Genomic DNA, 16,966 nt, shown 5'->3' with positions numbered 1-16,966 from the left:
GGGTCACCTGCTGGGTCACCTGCCGGTTCACATGCGGCGCCGGTAGGCCCATGCGGCCAGCGGGGCCAGGACCACGAGGGCGGCACCGCCCCACAGCAGGGTCATCGTCACCGGCTCGGTGACGGGGCCGCCGAGCAGCAGCCCGCGGCTCGCGTCTATCGCGTGGCTCACCGGGTTGACCTCGGCCCAGGCCTGCAGCCAGTCGGGCATCGTCTCGGCGGGCGCCGCCATGCTGGTGCCGAAGACGAGGGGGAACGGCACGAGGAACGCGACCCAGCTGACCATGTTCTCGTCCCGGAGCAGCACGGCCACCAGCACCGTGAGCCAGCTGAGCGCGAAGCCGAACCCGATCGTGAGCGCGACCGCGGCCAGTGCGGACACCAGGCCCGTCTCGACCCGGAAGCCGAGCAGGTGGGCGAGCCCGAACAGCATGACGACGGCGAGCGGGTAGCGGACGGTATCGGCCAGCACCGAGCCCAGGAGCGGCGCGGAGCGCGCGATCGGCATGCTGCGGAACCTGTCGAAGACGCCCTTCTTCATGTCGACGACGATGCTGACCCCGGTCGACACCTGCCCGGTCAAGATGGTGGTCAGCACCAGCACGCCCGGGAAGACGTACTGGAGGTACTCCCGGGACGAGCCGCTGACGGCGCCCCCGAAGAGGTAGACGAACATCAGCAGGAAGATGACCGGCATGATCAGCGCCTCCAGGAGCATGCCGGGGTTGCGCCGGGTCTTGGTGAGGCTGCGCCCGGCGAGCGCCCAGCCGTGCCGGAGCAGTGGCCACGGCCGCGGCTCGCGCGGGCTGCCAGGAAGGCGGACGCCGGCCGGGCGGGTGATGGTCTCGGTCATGCGGACTCCCTCGTGGTGGTGGTGCGCGTCGTGTCGCGTGCCGTGGCGGGCAGGCCGACCGGGCCGGTCACACCGGTCAGGCCGAGGAATGCCTCGTCGAGGCTGGGGAGCCGGAGCGCGAGCTCGGCGACGTCGATCCCGGCCGAGCCCAGGGCGCCCACGATGTCGGTGAAGGCCCGCGCGGTGTCGACCGGTGTGGTCAGGGCGCCACCGTGCCGGTGCTCGACGGGCCGCCCGGTGACGCGCTCGACGACCCGTGCGGCGGCACCGAGCCGGTCAGGGTCGGTCGGGCGCACGACGACGGTCCGGCCGCCGACCAGCTGCTTGAGGCCGGCGGGGGTGTCGTGCGCGATGACCCTGCCGTGGTCGATCACGGTGATCTTGTCGGCCAGGGCGTCGGCCTCCTCGAGGTACTGGGTGGTGAGCAGCACGGTGGCGCCGTCGTCCGCCAAGGAGCGGATCGTGGACCACAGGTCCTCCCGCTTACCGGGGTCGAGGCCGGTGGTCGGCTCGTCGAGGAACACGATCTCGGGCCGGCCGATGAGGCCGGCGGCGAGGTCGAGTCGGCGCCGCATGCCCCCGGAGTAGGCGGAGACGCGCAGGCCGCCGGCGTCGGTCAGGCCGACCTGGGTCAGGAGCTCGGTCGCGCGGGCCCGGGCGGCGGCGCGCGGCAGGTCCAGCAGGCGGCCGAGGAGCACGAGGTTCTCGGTGCCGGTGAGGTCCTCGTCGACGGTGGCGTACTGGCCGGTGAGCCCGATCAGGCGGCGCACCCGCGCGGCGTCACGCACGACGTCGAGCCCGCCCACCGTGGCGCGGCCCGCATCTGGCGTGAGCAGCGTCGCCAGGATCTGGATCGCCGTCGTCTTGCCGGCACCGTTCGGCCCCAGCACGCCCAGCACCGTTCCCCGGCGCGCGTGCAGGTCGATCCCGGCGAGCGCCGTCGTGCGTCCGTAGCGCTTCACCAGGCCCTCGGCCTCGAACGCGTAGCTCACTGGCGCACTCCTTCCGTGGCCGGGACGGCGCTCGGCGCGATGTTGTGGGCGCGGCCGAACAGGTTGTCGGGGTCGTACCGGCGCTTGGTCGCGACCAGTCGGTCGTAGGTCCGGGGCGGGTAGGCGGCCGCGAGGTCCGCGGACGTGTCCGAGCTCTGGAAGTTGAGGTAGACGCCGGTCCCGTGCCGGGCGACGCCGGCCCACCCGGGCGGGCCGGCGTCGCCGTCCGCGTCTGTGCCGGCCGTCGTCGCGTCCCCGGGGAGGAAGGCGGCGCAGACGATCATCGCCTCGGCGTCGCGGTGCGCGAACGCGGTGGCGTCGGCGGGCACCCGCCCGAACGCGCCGCCGAGGCTGCGCAGCACCGTCGAGCTGCCGCTCAGGTAGGCGGCCACGGCGGCGTCGATGACGGCGTCGTCCAGGGTGGGCACGAGAGCGTTGCGGGACAGCAGGCGCCCGCCCGGCGGCCGGTGCGCGTCCGCGAGGACGTCGGCGTACCGGGCCACGCGGACGTCGTCGTCCAGCACCTCGCCGATGGCCCGCAGCGGGCCGATCGCGCGCAGCGGGCCGGCGGCGTCGTCCGCGTAGCAGAGCGTCACGGTGGCCTTCGCCGGGCCGCCGAACATCGGCGGGATCAGCGCGAGGGTGCTGGTCAGGGACTCGGGAGCGGTGCGCATGTGGTCGCGCCAGGCCGTGACGAGGCGCGCTGGGTCGTCAGGCCGGTAGGTGAGGGTGCCGAAGTGCACCAGCGGCACCGGTCCGGCGACGAAGTCGAAGCCGACGACCACGCCGAAGTTGCCGCCGCCGCCGCGGACCGCCCAGAACAGGTCGGCGTGCTGGTCCGGTGTGGCGGTCAGCAGCCGCCCGTCGGCGGTGACGACGCGAGCCGCCACGAGGTGGTCGATCGCGAGCCCGTGCTTGCGGACCAGCCAGCCGATGCCGCCGCCGAGCGTCAGCCCGCCGACCCCGACCCCCGCCGTGTCGCCGGCCGTGAGGCCGAGGCCGTGCGGGTCGAGGGTGCGCATCACCTTGCCCCAGGTGGCGCCGGCGCCGATGCGGACGAGGCGGTTTCCCGTGCTGCCGGTGCCCGCGGGGTGAGCGGTGCCGGCGGGGACATCGGGGCCGGGAAGCTCGACCGAGTCCAGGTGGATCAGGTCCAGGACCAGGCCGCCGTCGTTGGTCGCGGATCCGAGGAGGCCATGGCCCCCGGACCGGACGGAGAGCGCGAGGTCCTCCCGCCGCACGTACCGGATGGCGGCGGCGACGTCGGCGGCGTCGCGCGGCCGGACCACGAGCGCGGGCTTCCCGCTCGCGAAGAAGGTGGACGCGGCGGCGGCGTACTCGTCGTCCTCCGGAAGCAGGACGTCGCCGCGCAGGCCGCGCAGCTCGCGCGGGTAGCGACGGTCGTGCGGGTCGTTCGCGTCATTCATCAGGGCTCGGTGGGTCGGTTGCTGAGGTGGCTGAGGTGGCTGATGGGTCGGGTGACTGGTCACCGGGCACTCCTCGGTCGTCGTTCGGGGTTGGTTCGCTGGTCTTGTTCGGTGGTCCCGATCCTTGGCCGGATGCCCTCGGTTTTCGTCGTCCCGCCGGCGACACCTGTGGCTACCCGCCCCGTCGCAGGGCGGCGTCGGGACTGCTCCACCGGGAGTAGCCAGGGAGTACTCCCGGCGGGGGATGCGTGGGGGCGGCGCCGCGCCATAGGCTCCACGACCATGCGCACCGATCTGGGCTGGCGACGGTTCTACGCGGCGGGCTGGCTCGCGACAGCGGGTGTCTCCGCCGTCGCCTTCGTGCTGTGGCGCGCGCACCTGCGCGAGGTCGAGCAGCGCGCGGACGACGCGGAGCGCACCCGCGAGGAGGTTGCCCGTCGGCGTGCCGTCGAGGAGCGGCTGCACATCGCACGCGAGCTGCACGACTCGCTGACGCACAGCATCTCGGTGATCAACGTCCAGGTCGGCGTCGCGGCGCACCTCGCCCGCAAGCGCGGGGAGGAACCCGCCGCCGCCCTGCTCGCGATCCAGGAGGCGAGTACCGACGCGGCCCGCGAGCTCCGGTCGACCCTCGACACGCTGCGCCGTGACGACGACGGCGGCGGTGCCGGTCTCGACCGGCTGCCCGCGCTGGTCGACCGCGCGCGGTCGTCGGGTCTGCCGATCACCGTCGCCGTCGAGGGGACCGCCCGGCCGCTCCCGTCCGGCGTCGACCAGGTGGCGTACCGGGTGGTCCAGGAGTCGCTGACGAACGCCAGCCGGCACGCCGGTGAGGCGACGGCGACGGTCCGTCTCACCTACGGGACCGGCCTGCTGACCGTGCAGGTCGACGACGACGGTTCGGCGCCCCGGACACCGCCGGTGCCGGGCCACGGCCTGATCGGCATGCGGGAGCGGGTCGCCGCCGTGGGCGGGCGCCTGCGCGCCGGGCCCGGTCCTGTCACCGGGTTCTCGGTGGTGGCAGAGCTGCCGACCGCTCCGTCGGGCGGGGAACGCCGATGATCTCGGTGGTCCTCGTCGACGATCAGCACCTGATCCGCTCAGGGATCCGCGCACTGCTGGACAGCGAGGACGATCTCCAGGTCCTGGCCGAGGCCGCCAACGGCGAGGAGGGTGTGGCGGCCGCCGTCGAGCACCGCCCCGACATCGTGCTGATGGACGTGCAGATGCCCGTCCTGGACGGCATCGAGGCGACGCGCCGCATCGTCGAGGACGACCGGTTGTGCGACGTGCGGGTCGTGATGCTGACCAACTACGGCCTGGACGAGCACGTGTTCCGCGCCCTGCGCGCCGGGGCCGCTGGATTCCTGCTCAAGGACACCGACCCGGCGAGCCTCCTGCAGGCGCTACGAGTGGTGAAGCGCGGGGACGCCCTGCTGTCGCCGTCGGTCACCCGGCAGCTGATCAGCGAGTTCGTGGCACGCCCGCCCGACCTGCTCTCCTCACCCGATCTCGACCGGCTCACGAACCGCGAACGTGAGGTGGTGGCCCTGGTCGCGCACGGGCTGAGCAACGACGAGATCGCCGAGCGCATGGTGCTCAGCCCGACCACCGCGAAGACTCATGTCAGCCGCGCGATGACGAAGCTGCACGCTCGCGACCGTGCCCAGCTCGTCGTGCTCGCCTACCAGTCGGGGCTCGTCTCGCCGCGGGCGCGACAGGCCTGACCTGTGGGACCTGACGTGCTGGACCTGACTGCTGGACGTCATCCGCAGAATCGCCTGGACGTCTCCACCGGTGCCGCGTAGAACAGCGACAGTGACCCTCACGCACGACACCTGGACCGTGACCCCCGAGCCGTTCGACTCGCCCGATGCCGTCGCCCTCTGGCGCGAGTGCTACACGCACATGAGCGACAGCTGGTACCTGCTCAAGGAGAACCGCTGTACCGACCCGGAGGAGCTGGAGCGGGAGATCGCCGCCGACCCGGGCACCGAGCTCGTGCCGCCGCGTGGCGCGTTGGTCATCGCCCGGCGTGACGGTGCGGCGGCGGGCATGGCCGGCGTCCGTCGGCCAGTGCTCGGCGAGCGGCGGCGAGCGGCGGCGAGCGGCCGGCGGGCGTGTTCGGCCGTCAGGCCGTCCCCAGCGCGGCGTCGAACACGTCGCGCGCCCGCTCGTCGAGAACCATGAACCGCACGTCCTGCGGGCTGGCCCCCGGATGCTCGGCGAGCCAGCCACGAGAGGTCATGACGGCGATACGGGCGACGTCGGTGATCGGCCAGCCGTAGGCTCCCGCGCTCACGGCCGGGAAGGCGATCGACCGTACGTCCAGCTCGGCGGCGACGTCGAGCGAGCGGGCGAAGCACGATGCCAGCAGGGCGGGATCGTCCTGACCGCGGTGCAGGTTCGGTCCGACGGTGTGGATGACCCAGGAGGCCGGCAGGTCGAACGCCGGTGTCGCGACGGCGTCGCCGACCTCCAGGCCGTCCCGGTGGGTGGTGTTCCGCAGGCGCCGACACGCTTCGAGCAGGCGCGGGCCGGCTGCCGCATGGATGGCGCCGTCGACCCCGCCGCCGCCGAGGAGCATGGAGTTCGCGGCGTTGACCACCGCGTCGACCTCCACGCGGGTCAGGTCACCGATCTCGACGGACATGCTCATGCCTCTGCCTCCTTGGCGTCGGCTCCGCGACCTCGCCGTTCCATCCACTTGTACCCCTCATCGATCGGCGCCCAGCCGAACTGCTCGTACAGGCCGTGCGCGTCGGCGGTGGCGAGGAGCGTGCGGCGCAGCCCGAGCGGCTCGATGTCCTGGACGACGCCGCCGACCAGAAGCTTGCCGATGCCCTGCCCACGCAGCCCGGGGTCGACGATGACGTCGGCGAGCCAGGCGAACGTCGCACCGTCCGTCACCACCCGTGCGAACGCGACCTGCTCACCCGTGTCGCGGCGGAAGACGCCGTAGGGCCGGGAACCCGCGATCGCGGCGTCCATCACCTCGCGCGGGCGGTCCTTGGCCCAGTAGGTGTGCTGGGACACGAGCTCGTGCACGCGTGCGGCGTCGATGCGGTCAGGGTCGGTGGAGAACTCGTAGGTCGAGTCGTCGTTCATGGGGTGGAGTCAACCACCGGACACTGACATCAGCCGAGGAAATTGCGGGCAGGGCCTTGTCGAGCGCTCCGCGGAGGATCCGTGCAACGGACCGAAATCAGCGACTTCGGTCCGTTGCTCTGACATCGGTCGGTCAACTGACCGATCTCAGAGCAAGGGACCGATCTCAGTGAGCCGGCCGTGCAACGGACCGAACTCGCTCTGGAGCAGAACCGACGCCAGGCGGTTACCCGGCGTGCCTGCGGCAGAACTCGCGCAGCGGGCCCTCCGGAACCACGTCGAGCAGCTCGCGGTAGCGCGCCGCCGCCTCGGCGGTCCGGCCGGTGTGCCGGGCGAGGTCGGCCAGAGCGAGGCTGGCGTCCCGGGCGGCGTACGGCGGTCCGTCGGCGACCAGATCTTCGAGCTCGTGCTCGATCGCGCCAAGACCGCCGTCGCCCTCGGGACCTCCGGGACCACCAAGACCGCCGTCACCTGCGGGATCACCGTCACCACCGTCACCACCGTCACCACCAGGACCTCCATCCCCGCGCAACGCGAGCCGGCCGAGCACGACGAGGCGAGCGACGCGGGTCGCCGGCGACGGCCATACGTGCAGCAGCGCGTCGTAGAGCTGGGCCAGGCGGTTCCAGTCGGTGTCCGCGGCGTCATGCGCCGCGGCGTGCACCCCGGAGATGGCGGCCTCCAGGGCGAACCGGCCGGGATGCTCGGTCAGCGCTCCGTGGGTATTAGTGCCGCCGGTGATCGCCGCCGTGGCATCGTCCAGGCCGGCTGACAGCAGCCGCTGGTCCCACGCCGACCGGTCCACCTCGTCGAGGGTGAGCGCGACGCCGTCGCGCACGCGGCCGGGGCGACGCGCCAGGCCGAGGCGGCACACGGCACGGAGGCCGAGCACCTCGGGATCGTCCGGGTACTCCGCGACGAGCGCGTCGGCGAGCGTCAGGGCGTCACGGGCCGGGTCCTGCGTGGCGTCGACGGGCTCGAGCCCGTCCCGTTGCCCCACGGTGAACAGGCCCGCGACGCACGCGAGAACGACGGGCAGCCGCGCGTCCCGTGCGGCGCCGCCGGGCACCGCGAACTCGCCACGGGCCCGCGCCAGCGCCGCCTTGGCCCGGGTGAGCCGCGCGGCGGCCGTCGCCTCCGCGATGCCGAGGTGGGCCGCGATCTGCCGGATCGTGAGACCGCAGACCACGCGCATGGCCAGGACCAGCTGCGCGCCAGGGGCGAGGGCGTCGTCGCACGCGACGAAGAGCAGTGCGAGCCGGTCGTCGAGCTCGCCGCCGGGCGCGCCCGGCTCGGACGGCACGTCCACGGCGGCCACCTCCGGGCGAGCGATCTGGGGCTGGAGCCGCGCGAACACCGCATGGTGGCGCACGGCGTCGAGCCACGTGCGGCGCCCGACCTGGACGCACCAGCCGACCAGGTCGTCGATGGCACCGTCGGGCTGGGCCGCGGCCCGCGCGAACGCCTCGGCGGCGTACTCCTCACCGCTGTCCAGGCTGCGCGTGGTCACGGCGAGCGACCGCACCACCTGAGGCCAGGCGGTGCGGAACGCCGCGGGGTCGATCGGCACTCAGGAACCGAAACGCATGACCTTGCGCCACTCGACCACGTTCGTGCTCGGGACGAGCGCCGCGATCCGGCGCGCCGTGGCCTCGTCGCACTCGACCTCGTAGTAGCCGGTGATCACCTCGTTGGTGTCCGTGAACGGGGCGTCCGTGTAGACGGGCTCCTCGCCCTCCTTGCCGGGCAGCACCCAGCCGCCGTACCTGGCATTCTGGAGGGCGTTGCTCCCGGTGATCTTCACGCCGAGGTCGGCGACGGCCTCCTGGAACCGCTCGTGGGCCGCCATGTCCTCGGAGAAGTCCTGCTGGCTCTGCCCTTCCCGGTTCTCCGGGAGATAGGCGTCCGAGTTCCAGTCGTGCTCACGGATCAGGAACATCCAGTTGTCGGTCATGCCGAGCTCCTCGTCTCTGGAATGTTGACACGCCTTGGACGGGCGAGCGACGTCAGAATCGACAGCCTCGACACAACTGGTTCCGCCGGGTCAGCCGATCACCGCGACCGGCACCGCGATCGGGGTTCCGGAGCCGTCACGCCGCTCGTCCACCTCGGGCAGCTCGACCGGCTGGCCGCCGGCGCCGAGCGCACGCGGGGGAGTGGCACCCACCCAGGCCAGGATGAGCCCGTCCTCGCCCTTGAGCAGCCGCTGCGACCGCACACCACCCGTCGCGCGGCCCTTGCCCGGGTACACGGAGAACGGCGTCACCTTGCCGGCGCCCGGCTCGATCCCCGGCAGCGCGTCACCCGTCCCGGCGATGGTCACCACCGAGGCGTCGACCCCGGACGGGACCGCTCCGAAGAACACCACCTTCCGGTCCGGTCCGAGCTTGATGCCCGTCATGCCGCCCGCCGCGCGGCCCTGCGGCCGGACGGCCGAGGCCGGGAAGTGCAGCAGCGACGAGTCGTCGGCCACGAAGACCAGCTCGTCGTCGTCGGACACCACGGCGGCACCGACCACCGCGTCGCCCTCCTTGAGCCCGATCACCGGCCACTCGTCACCCTTGGCCGGGGCGTCCGACGGCGCGATGCGCTTGACGATGCCCTGCGCCGTGCCGACGGCGATGGTCGGCGCGTCCGGCCCGAGGCCGGTCACCGTCCGCACCGTCTCGCCGGGCTGCAGCTCCACGAGCTCGCTCACCGGGATGCCGCCGGACAGCGACGGCGCGCCGTCGGTCGGTGGCAGCGAGGGCAGGTCCAGCACGGAGATGCGCAGCATGCGCCCGGCCGACGTCACGAGGCCGACCTGTCCGCGGGTGGTCGCGGCGGCGTCGCCCCGCAGGGCGTCGTGCGCCGCGCGGTTGCCCTCACGCGACACCGGGACGTCGTCCGGGAGGCGGGCCAGCAGGCCCGTCGCGGACAGCACGACGCGGGTCGGGAGATCCTTGATCTGCAGGTCGATGGGCTCGACGGTCTTCTTGCGGCCGTTCGCCGGGGCGACCGCCACCGAACCGACGGACCCGCCCGCGGAGTCGAGCAGCACGGTGCGGCGCGGCGTGCCGTACGTCTTGGCCACGTCGCCCATCTCGGTGCTGACGACGCGGCGCAGCAGCTTCTCGTCGCCGAGGATCCGCTCCAGCTCGGCGATCTCGCGGCGCAGCTCCTCGGCCTCCTTCTCCAGCTCGATGCGGGAGAACTTGGTGAGACGGCGCAGCTGGAGGTCCAGGATGTAGGACGCCTGCGGCTCGGAGAGGTCGAAGATCTCGCGCAGGCGGTCGCGGGCGATGCCGGCGTCGTCGGACGACCGGATGATCTGGATGACCTCGTCGATGTCGACGATCGCGACGAGCAGGCCGTCGACCAGGTGCAGGCGCTCGAGCCGCTTGTCCAGGCGGTGCTGCGACCGGCGCCGGACCACGGAGATGCGGTGGTCCACCCACACCCGCAGCATCTCGACGAGGCCGAGGGTGCGCGGCTGACCGTCGACCAGGGCCACGTTGTTGATGCCGAACGAGTCCTCGAGCGGCGTCACCCGGTACAGCTGCTCCAGCACGGCGTCGGGGTCGAAGCCCGTCTTGACCTCGATCACCAGGCGCATCCCGTGCGTGCGGTCGGTGAGGTCCTGCACGTTCGTGACGCCCTGGATGCGCTTGGCCTTGACGCCGTCGGCGATCTTCTCGATCACCTTCTCCGGGCCCACGAGGTAGGGGAGCTCGGTGACGACGATGCCCTTGCGGCGCGGCGTGACGTTCTCGATGCGCGCCGTGGCCCGCGTGCGGAAGCTGCCGCGGCCGGTGCGGTACGCGTCGCGCACGCCCTCGAGGCCGACGATCTTGCCGCCCGTGGGCAGGTCGGGACCCGGGACGAACCGCTGCAGGTCCTCGAGCGTGGCCTCGGGGTTCTTGATCAGGTGCTGCGCCGCGGAGACGACCTCGACGAGGTTGTGCGGGGCCATGTTCGTGGCCATGCCGACCGCGATGCCGGACGCGCCGTTGACCAGCAGGTTCGGGATGGCCGCGGGCAGCACCTCGGGCTGGGTGAGCTTGTTGTCGTAGTTCGGCACGAAGTCCACGACGTTCTCGTCGAGATCCGTGGTCATCGCCATCGACGACGCCGCCAGGCGCGCCTCCGTGTACCGGGGCGCCGCGGGGCCGTCGTCGAGCGAACCGAAGTTGCCGTGCCCGTCCACGAGCGGCAGCCGCAGCGAGAAGCTCTGCGCGAGCCGGACGAGGGCGTCGTAGATGGGGGCGTCACCGTGCGGGTGCAGCTTTCCCATGACCTCGCCGACGACACGCGACGACTTCACGTGGGCGCGGTCGGGGCGCAGCCCCATGTCCGACATCATGTAGAGGATGCGGCGCTGGACAGGCTTCAGGCCGTCGCGCGCGTCCGGAAGAGCCCGCGAGTAGATGACGGAGTAGGCGTACTCGAGGAACGACGCCTCCATCTCCGAGGCGACGTCGATGTCCACGACCTTCTCGTGGATCTCGCTCTCGTCGAGCGGCTGCGACGGCTTGCGCGCCATGGTTCGTGGGGCTCCTGGAATCTGGGGTGGTTTCGGACAGGCAAACCGTACCCCGCGCCGCCGACACTCCGGTGGCACCTCGCTGGTGCCACGTCGGAGGTCGTGCCCGGACGTCATGCTCGAACGAGCGCTCGAACGCACGCTCGAACATCGGGCGAGGTCACGGGCTGAGACATGTGCACTTTTCGCGGTCCACCTGGCACTATTCGGGTATGCCCGAAATGCCATTGCTCAGCAGGTCAACCACCCTGCCGGGATGGCTGGTCCGCGTCGGGCTCGCCTACGGCGTCGTCGGGATGAGCGTGGTGCCCGTCATGGTGCTGGGCGCGCTGGTGACCTGGTGGATGCAGTCCTGGGAGTGCGCGCAGCAGGAGTGGGGCTGCCTCGAGGAGGGCATCACCATGTGGGCGGGGCTGGCGGTGCTCGCCGCCGTGCTGCACGTCGTCGTGTCGATGCGGGTGGGGCTCGGCGTGGTGCACGGCCTCGTGGTCGTCGCGGTGGCCGCGGTGTCGGCCAACGTGGCCCCGGCGCTCGGCGCGTGGCTCCTCCTCGCGGCGGGACCGGCGGTCGCCGCGATCCTGACCGCCTCGGGCCCGAACCGTCGGCAGCGCGTGGTGCTCGTCAGCTTCGCGGTCATGCTGCTCGTGGGCATGGTGCTAATTCGCTGAGTGCTGGTCCGCTGACGTCCTGTCGTTAGCCTTGGTCTCGTGGACCAGCCAGAACGGGCCGACCGACGGGTGGGCACGGTGCGCCTGCCGTACTCGACGGAGTATCCGGTCGAGTGGGAGGCCGACGTGGTGCTGCGCGACGGCTCCACGACGCACGTCCGGCCCATCCGCCCCGAGGACTCCGACGCGCTCCAGCGCTTCCAGATGGCCCAGTCGGAGCGCTCGACGTACCTCCGGTTCTTCGCCGCGCTGCAGCGCATCCCCGAACGCATGCTCACCCAGCTCGTCACGGTGGACCACGTGGGGCGGACGGCGCTGGTCGCGGTCCGGCCGGGCACGGGCGGCGAGGACATCGTCGGGGTCGCACGCTACGACGTGACCGACGACCAGCCCGGCCGCCGTACCGCCGAGGTGGCGTTCAACATCGCTGACGCGCTCCAGGGCCAGGGCCTCGGGTCGGTGCTGCTGGAGCACATCGCGGCCGCGGCGCGCGAGCGGGGCGTGCACCGGTTCGTCGCGGAGGTGCTGCCCCAGAACCGCGCGATGCTCGGCGTGTTCCGGGAGGCGGGGTACGCCGTCGAGCAGCACCTGGACGACGGCGTCGTCACCGTCTCGATCGATCTCGACCCGACCGACCGGTCCCGTGAGGTCATGGCCGACCGCGAGCACCGTACCGAGGCCCGCTCCATGCAGGGGCTCCTGTCGGCCCGGCGGGTACTCCTGGTCGGCCCCGCGCAGGGCGGCACCGTCGACGAGCTGCTCGCCGACCGCGTGCGCGAGGCCCACGCCGCCGACCCCGGCGACACCGAGCTGCTGGTGCTCGGCGAGGACGTGACCTGGGCGGACATCGGCAGCGTGGACCTCGCGGTCGTCGCCGCACCGCCCGACGAGGTGATCGACACGGTCCGGCGCCTGCGTGGCACGGGCGCGCGGGGCGTCGTCGTGCTGTCGGCGGGCTGGGCGGAGGTGGGGCCGGACGGCGTCGCCCGCCGTCGCGAGCTGCTCCGCACCGCGCACACCGAGGGCATGCGGGTGGTGGGCCCGGCCAGCTACGGCCTGCTCACGAACGTGCCTGGCGCGAGCCTGCGTGCGAGCCTCGCGCTCACGGCACCGCGGCCCGGCCGCGTCGGCCTGTTCAGCCAGAGCTCACCGGTGGCCGTCACCGCCTCCGAGACCGTCAAGCGCCGCGGGCTCGGGCTGTCCACCCTGGTCTCGGCGGGGCACCGGGCGGACGTGTCGGGCAACGACGTCATGCAGTACTGGCAGGACGACCCGCACACCGACGTCGTCTGCCTGTACCTGGAGACGCTCGGCAACCCCCGCAAGTTCTCGCGGATCGCCCGGCGCCTGGCGCAGGTCAAGCCCGTGGTCGTGGTCGTGGCGGGCCGGCACGGGAGCGTCGTGCCGCCCGGGCACACGGTCCGGGCCACGCGCGCCCCGCGGCGGATGCTCGACGAGGTGCTGCGGCAGTCCGGCGTGATCCGCGCCGAGAACACGCACCAGCTCATGGACGTCGCGCAGGTGCTGGCGCACCAGCCGCTCCCGACCGGCGGCCGGGTGGGGATCCTCGCGAGCTCGCCGTCGCTGGCGGCGCTCGTGGCCGACGCGGTGGCCGCGGCGGGCCTGACCGTCGTCGGGCCGCCCGAGCCGCTGTCCGCCGGTGCGCCCGACGACGAGATCGCCGCCGCCGTCGACGCCCTCTACGCGCCCGGTGCGTGCGACGCCGTCGTCGTCGTGTCCGTGCCGGTCGTGCTGCCGCGCACCGACGCGATAGCCCGCGCCGTGGCCGAGGCGGCCGCGCGCACGGGCCGTACGACGGTCGTCAGCGCGCTCGGCCTGCACGGCATGCCCGACCAGCTCGCGTCCGGCGACGTCCGCATTCCCGCCTTCTCCACGCCGGAGGACGCCGTCTGGGCGCTCGGCGAGGTGGTCCGCTACGCGCAGTGGCGCACGCAGGACCACGGCACGCCGGTCCGCCCGGCCCTCCAGGAAGGCGTGTCCGACGGCGTCGCGCGCGCCCGGGCGCGCACGCTCGTCGAGTCGCTGCTCGGCCAGGATCTCGACGCGGCGCGCCGCGACGGCCTGGTCCTGGACCAGGCCGCGGCGGCCGAGCTGCTGGCCTGCTACGGCCTGAGGCTGTGGGGGTCGCGGAGCGTGCGGACGGCCGACGAGGCGGTCGCCGCCGCCGAGGAGCTGGGCTGGCCGGTCGCGCTCAAGATCGCCGCGCCCGCCCTGCGGCACCGGGCCGACCTCGGTGGCGTGCGCCTCGACATCGCCGACGCCGAGGACCTCCGCGAGGACGTCGAGCGCATGCTGGCCGCGGCGTCGGTCCTGGTGCCGGCGCCCGACCCGGTGCTGGAGGTGCAGGCGATGGCGCCCACCGGGGTGGCGTGCGTGGTGCGGTCGGTCGAGGACGAGCTGTTCGGGCCGGTCGTGTCGTTCGGGCTGGCGGGCGACGCCGTCGACCTCCTCGACGACGTGGCGCACGGCGTGCCGCCGCTCACGGACGTCGACGTCGCGCGCATGGTGCGCGGGGTCCGGGCCGCCCCGCGCCTGTTCGGGTACCAGGGCGCGCCCGCCGCCGACGTCGACGCGCTCGAGGACGTGCTGGCGCGCGTCTCGGTCATGGCCGAGGACCTGCCGGAGCTCGCGTCCCTGGAGCTGTACCCGGTGGCCGTCGCCGAGCACGGCGCCTCGGTGCTGCACGCGACGGTCCGGCTGCGGCCCGCGGAGCGCCGGACGGACGCCCCGCGCCGGGCGCTGCCGGGCTGAAGCCCCTCCGCGGATCCCGTCGTGGATCCTTCCGGGCGGTCCGGTGATCCCCACCATGTGGACCTGAGCGCGACCCGGATGGGATGATGCCAACCGTGCCCCATGCCCCTACCGATGCCCGTGACGACCTGACCGCCCATCTGCACCGGGCCGGCTACTACCCGGAGCTCGTCGCGGACGTGCTCGACGTGGCGCTGGCCGACGAGGAGGTGCTGGCCCACCTCGTGCAGGCCGAGACCACCTTCGACTCGGAGGTGCGCAGGCACCTCACCGTCCTGGTGCTGACTCCTACCCGCCTGGTCACCGCGCACGTGGACGACCACTCGGGGGAGGACCCGGCGCGGCCCGGATCGGCGTCGGCCACCACGGAGGTCGTGCCGGTGCGCGAGATCCGCTCCGTGGCGCTCACGCACGTGATCGCGGACCCGGAGCGGTACCCGAAGCGCGCGGCGACGCGTGAGGTCACCCTGGCGATCGGCTGGGGAGCGGTGTCGCGCGTCGACCTGGAGCCGGCCACGTGCGTCGACCCGAACTGCACCGCCGACCACGGACTGACGGGCCAGGTCACGCCCGACGACGTGGTGGTACGGGTCTCCAGCGAGGCCGAGGGGGACGCGGCGGTCCGCGCCGCCGTCGACTTCGCGCGCGCCCTGTCCCGGGCGACCTCCGCGCCGAAGTGACCGCGCCGCACCTTCCCGACGGCCTGGTCGCGCCGTCCTACGACACCACCAGCCTCGCCGCGGTGATGCCCGCCGTGGCCGGCGCGCTGGGCCACGACCTGACCACCGCGACCGGCCTCACCGCCGCCGGCTGCCGCACGGCCCTCGGCCTGCCCGACGCCGACCGCGTGGTCGTCGTCCTGGTCGACGGGCTCGGCATCCGCAATCTCGCCGAGCGCGGCGGCCACGCCCCGTTCCTGCGGGGGCTCCTGCGCGAGCGGGACGAGCAGGCCGCCACGCTCACCTCGAGCTTCCCGTCCACGACGGCGGCGGGCCTGAGCATCTTCGGCACGGGTACCGCCCCCGGCCGCACGGGGATGCTCGGCTACACCCAGCGCAACCCGGCGAACGGCCGCCTGGCGTCCCTGGTGCAGTGGCGCGAGCTCGGCGACCCCGCCGACCTGCAGCGTGAGCCCACCGTCTTCGAGACGCTGGCCGCGGCAGGCACGCGGGTCACGGCGCCCGGCCCGGGCAAGTTCGCCGGGTCCGGTATGACGCAGGCCGCGCTGCGCGGACCGGCCTACGTCGCGGCCGAGACGTTCGAGCAGCGGGTCGACGCCACGGTGACGGCGCTGCGGCAGCCGGGCGAGGCCCAGCGTCTCGTCTACCTGTACCAGGGCGACGTCGACAAGACGGGGCACGGCTACGGCTGGGACTCGTGGCAGTGGGGCGACGCGCTGGAATCCACCGACCAGGAGCTGCGCCGGCTGCTGCGCAGCGTCCCGCGCGGCACCCTCGTGGTGATCACCGCCGACCACGGCCAGATCCGGGCCGACCTGGCCACGCAGTGGGACGTCGCCTCCGACCCGGCGCTCAAGCCCGGCGTCGCGATGGTCGGCGGCGAGCCCCGCGCCCTGCACGTCTACGCGGACCAGGACGCCGACCCGGCCGACGTCGCGCGGCGGTGGGCGGAGCGGCTGGGCGAGCACGCCGTCGTCCTGCTGCGGGACGAGGCGGTGTCGAGCGGCTGGTTCGGGCCGGTCGCCGAGCACGTGCTCCCGGCGATCGGGGACGTGGTGGTCGCGATGACCGGCGCTGCCACCGTCGTCGACTCACGGGTGCACTCCGCGGCCGCGCGCGGCCTGCCGGGCGTGCACGGGTCACTGACCCAGCACGAGATGCTCGTACCGCTGCTGACCGCCGTCGCATGAGCCGGAGGCGCAGCGGAGGGTGTGGGCCGAGGAACGAGGCACGCGCCCGCAGCGAAACCGCAGACTCATGCGACTCAAGTAGAGACCGAGGAGGCTTCCGTGGCTGAGCTCGTCTTCTTCTCCGGGACCATGGACTCCGGGAAGTCCACCCTCGCCCTCCAGACGGACCACAACTATCGCGCCCGCGGGCGCGAGGGGCTGATCTTCAGTCGTGGTGACCGGGCGGGGGAGGCCAGGGTCTCCAGCCGGCTGGGCCTGGAGGTGGCCGCCCACGAGGTGACCGACGACACCGACTTCTGGGTCGAGATCAGCGGCCGGCTCGCCGGCGGTGAGGCCGTCGACTACCTCGTGTGCGACGAGGCGCAGTTCTACTCGCCCGAGCAGGTGGAGCAGCTCGCCCGGCTCGTCGACGAGATGGAGATCGACATCTTCGCGTTCGGCATCACCACCGACTTCCGCACCCGGCTGTTCCCCGGCTCGGCCCGGCTCATCGAGCTCGCCGACCGGATCGACGTGCTCCAGGTGCAGTCGCTGTGCTGGTGCGGTGCACGCGCCACGCACAACGCGCGCACCGTCGACGGCGTCATGGTCACCGAGGGCGAGCAGGTGGTGATCGGTGACGTCGGGTCGCTCGAGGCGGCCGACGTCGCCTACGAGGTGCTGTGCCGCCGGCACCACATGCGGCGCATGACGGCGCTGACGGCCCGCCGTCGCTCGGCGGACGAGTCGCTCTGGGGCTGATCGGGGGATTCCCG

Annotated in this window: 16 protein-coding genes; 8 read left to right on the top strand and 8 right to left on the bottom strand. The window is 73.3% G+C overall.

All coding sequences use genetic code 11. The annotated features are described in order from the left end of the window. Positions 1 to 27 precede the first annotated feature (27 nt). Genes LUU90_RS01095 through LUU90_RS01085 form a run of 3 tightly spaced genes read right to left on the bottom strand, consistent with a single transcriptional unit; the run spans position 28 to position 3,271 of the window. The gene (locus LUU90_RS01095; RefSeq protein ID WP_275001348.1) at positions 28 to 852 is read right to left on the bottom strand and encodes an ABC transporter permease; all 825 of its coding nucleotides are present in this window, start codon (positions 850 to 852) and stop codon (positions 28 to 30) included. Then, positions 849 to 1,844, bottom strand: a complete 996-nt coding sequence (locus LUU90_RS01090) for an ATP-binding cassette domain-containing protein (RefSeq protein WP_275001347.1) — start codon at positions 1,842 to 1,844, stop codon at positions 849 to 851. Before LUU90_RS01090 ends, LUU90_RS01095 begins: the two co-directional genes overlap by 4 nt. Next, a complete protein-coding gene (locus tag LUU90_RS01085; RefSeq protein WP_275001346.1) occupies positions 1,841 to 3,271 on the bottom strand; it encodes an FAD-binding oxidoreductase in 1,431 nt (476 codons plus the stop codon). Before LUU90_RS01085 ends, LUU90_RS01090 begins: the two co-directional genes overlap by 4 nt. 282 nt (positions 3,272 to 3,553) lie before the next feature. Between LUU90_RS01085 and LUU90_RS01080 the strand changes: the two genes are divergently transcribed. From LUU90_RS01080 to LUU90_RS01070, 3 genes are all read left to right on the top strand, one after another. After that, positions 3,554 to 4,333: a sensor histidine kinase gene (locus tag LUU90_RS01080; protein WP_275001345.1), complete on the top strand. Its 780-nt coding sequence runs from the start codon at positions 3,554 to 3,556 to the stop codon at positions 4,331 to 4,333. After that, positions 4,330 to 4,998: a response regulator gene (locus LUU90_RS01075; protein ID WP_275001343.1), complete on the top strand. Its 669-nt coding sequence runs from the start codon at positions 4,330 to 4,332 to the stop codon at positions 4,996 to 4,998. The genes LUU90_RS01080 and LUU90_RS01075 overlap by 4 nt, the downstream gene beginning before the upstream one ends. A 91-nt stretch (positions 4,999 to 5,089) precedes the next feature. Beyond that, the gene (locus LUU90_RS01070) at positions 5,090 to 5,461 is read left to right on the top strand and encodes a hypothetical protein (protein WP_275001342.1); all 372 of its coding nucleotides are present in this window, start codon (positions 5,090 to 5,092) and stop codon (positions 5,459 to 5,461) included. Here LUU90_RS01070 and LUU90_RS01065 read toward each other — a convergent pair. The 5 genes from LUU90_RS01065 to LUU90_RS01045 form a co-directional block, all read right to left on the bottom strand. Continuing rightward, the gene (locus tag LUU90_RS01065; protein ID WP_275001341.1) at positions 5,403 to 5,930 is read right to left on the bottom strand and encodes an O-acetyl-ADP-ribose deacetylase; all 528 of its coding nucleotides are present in this window, start codon (positions 5,928 to 5,930) and stop codon (positions 5,403 to 5,405) included. The two genes, LUU90_RS01070 and LUU90_RS01065, sit on opposite strands and share 59 nt — an antisense overlap. Continuing rightward, entirely contained in the window at positions 5,927 to 6,379 is a 453-nt protein-coding gene (locus tag LUU90_RS01060; RefSeq protein ID WP_275001340.1) for a GNAT family N-acetyltransferase, read from the bottom strand. Before LUU90_RS01060 ends, LUU90_RS01065 begins: the two co-directional genes overlap by 4 nt. Before the next feature lie 226 nt (positions 6,380 to 6,605). Then, a complete protein-coding gene (locus tag LUU90_RS01055; RefSeq protein ID WP_275001339.1) occupies positions 6,606 to 7,949 on the bottom strand; it encodes a DUF6596 domain-containing protein in 1,344 nt (447 codons plus the stop codon). Then, a complete protein-coding gene (locus LUU90_RS01050; RefSeq protein ID WP_275001337.1) occupies positions 7,950 to 8,333 on the bottom strand; it encodes a YciI family protein in 384 nt (127 codons plus the stop codon). 90 nt (positions 8,334 to 8,423) lie between these two features. Beyond that, the gene (locus LUU90_RS01045) at positions 8,424 to 10,901 is read right to left on the bottom strand and encodes a DNA gyrase/topoisomerase IV subunit A (RefSeq protein WP_275001336.1); all 2,478 of its coding nucleotides are present in this window, start codon (positions 10,899 to 10,901) and stop codon (positions 8,424 to 8,426) included. Positions 10,902 to 11,113: 212 nt separating this feature from the next. On the opposite strand from LUU90_RS01045, the gene LUU90_RS01040 reads away from it, so the two are divergent. The 5 genes from LUU90_RS01040 (at position 11,114) to LUU90_RS01020 (ending at position 16,952) form a co-directional block, all read left to right on the top strand. Further along, the gene (locus LUU90_RS01040) at positions 11,114 to 11,569 is read left to right on the top strand and encodes a hypothetical protein (RefSeq protein ID WP_275001335.1); all 456 of its coding nucleotides are present in this window, start codon (positions 11,114 to 11,116) and stop codon (positions 11,567 to 11,569) included. 39 nt (positions 11,570 to 11,608) lie between these two features. Beyond that, positions 11,609 to 14,341 (top strand): GNAT family N-acetyltransferase, encoded by a 2,733-nt coding sequence (locus LUU90_RS01035; protein WP_425596157.1) that lies wholly within the window; start codon positions 11,609 to 11,611, stop codon positions 14,339 to 14,341. Between the two features lie 95 nt (positions 14,342 to 14,436). Further along, entirely contained in the window at positions 14,437 to 15,021 is a 585-nt protein-coding gene (locus tag LUU90_RS01030; RefSeq protein WP_275001334.1) for a DUF5998 family protein, read from the top strand. Continuing rightward, a complete protein-coding gene (locus LUU90_RS01025; RefSeq protein ID WP_275001333.1) occupies positions 15,018 to 16,211 on the top strand; it encodes an alkaline phosphatase family protein in 1,194 nt (397 codons plus the stop codon). Before LUU90_RS01030 ends, LUU90_RS01025 begins: the two co-directional genes overlap by 4 nt. A gap of 99 nt (positions 16,212 to 16,310) precedes the next feature. Continuing rightward, positions 16,311 to 16,952, top strand: coding sequence for a thymidine kinase (locus LUU90_RS01020; RefSeq protein ID WP_275001332.1), 642 nt, complete (start codon positions 16,311 to 16,313; stop codon positions 16,950 to 16,952). Positions 16,953 to 16,966: the final 14 nt, after the last annotated feature.

This window comes from Promicromonospora iranensis (genome assembly GCF_028994775.1).
Taxonomy (GTDB): domain Bacteria; phylum Actinomycetota; class Actinomycetes; order Actinomycetales; family Cellulomonadaceae; genus Promicromonospora; species Promicromonospora iranensis_A.
Note: the sequence above shows the minus strand (reverse complement) of the source record. Positions and strands in the feature narration are given on the sequence as shown.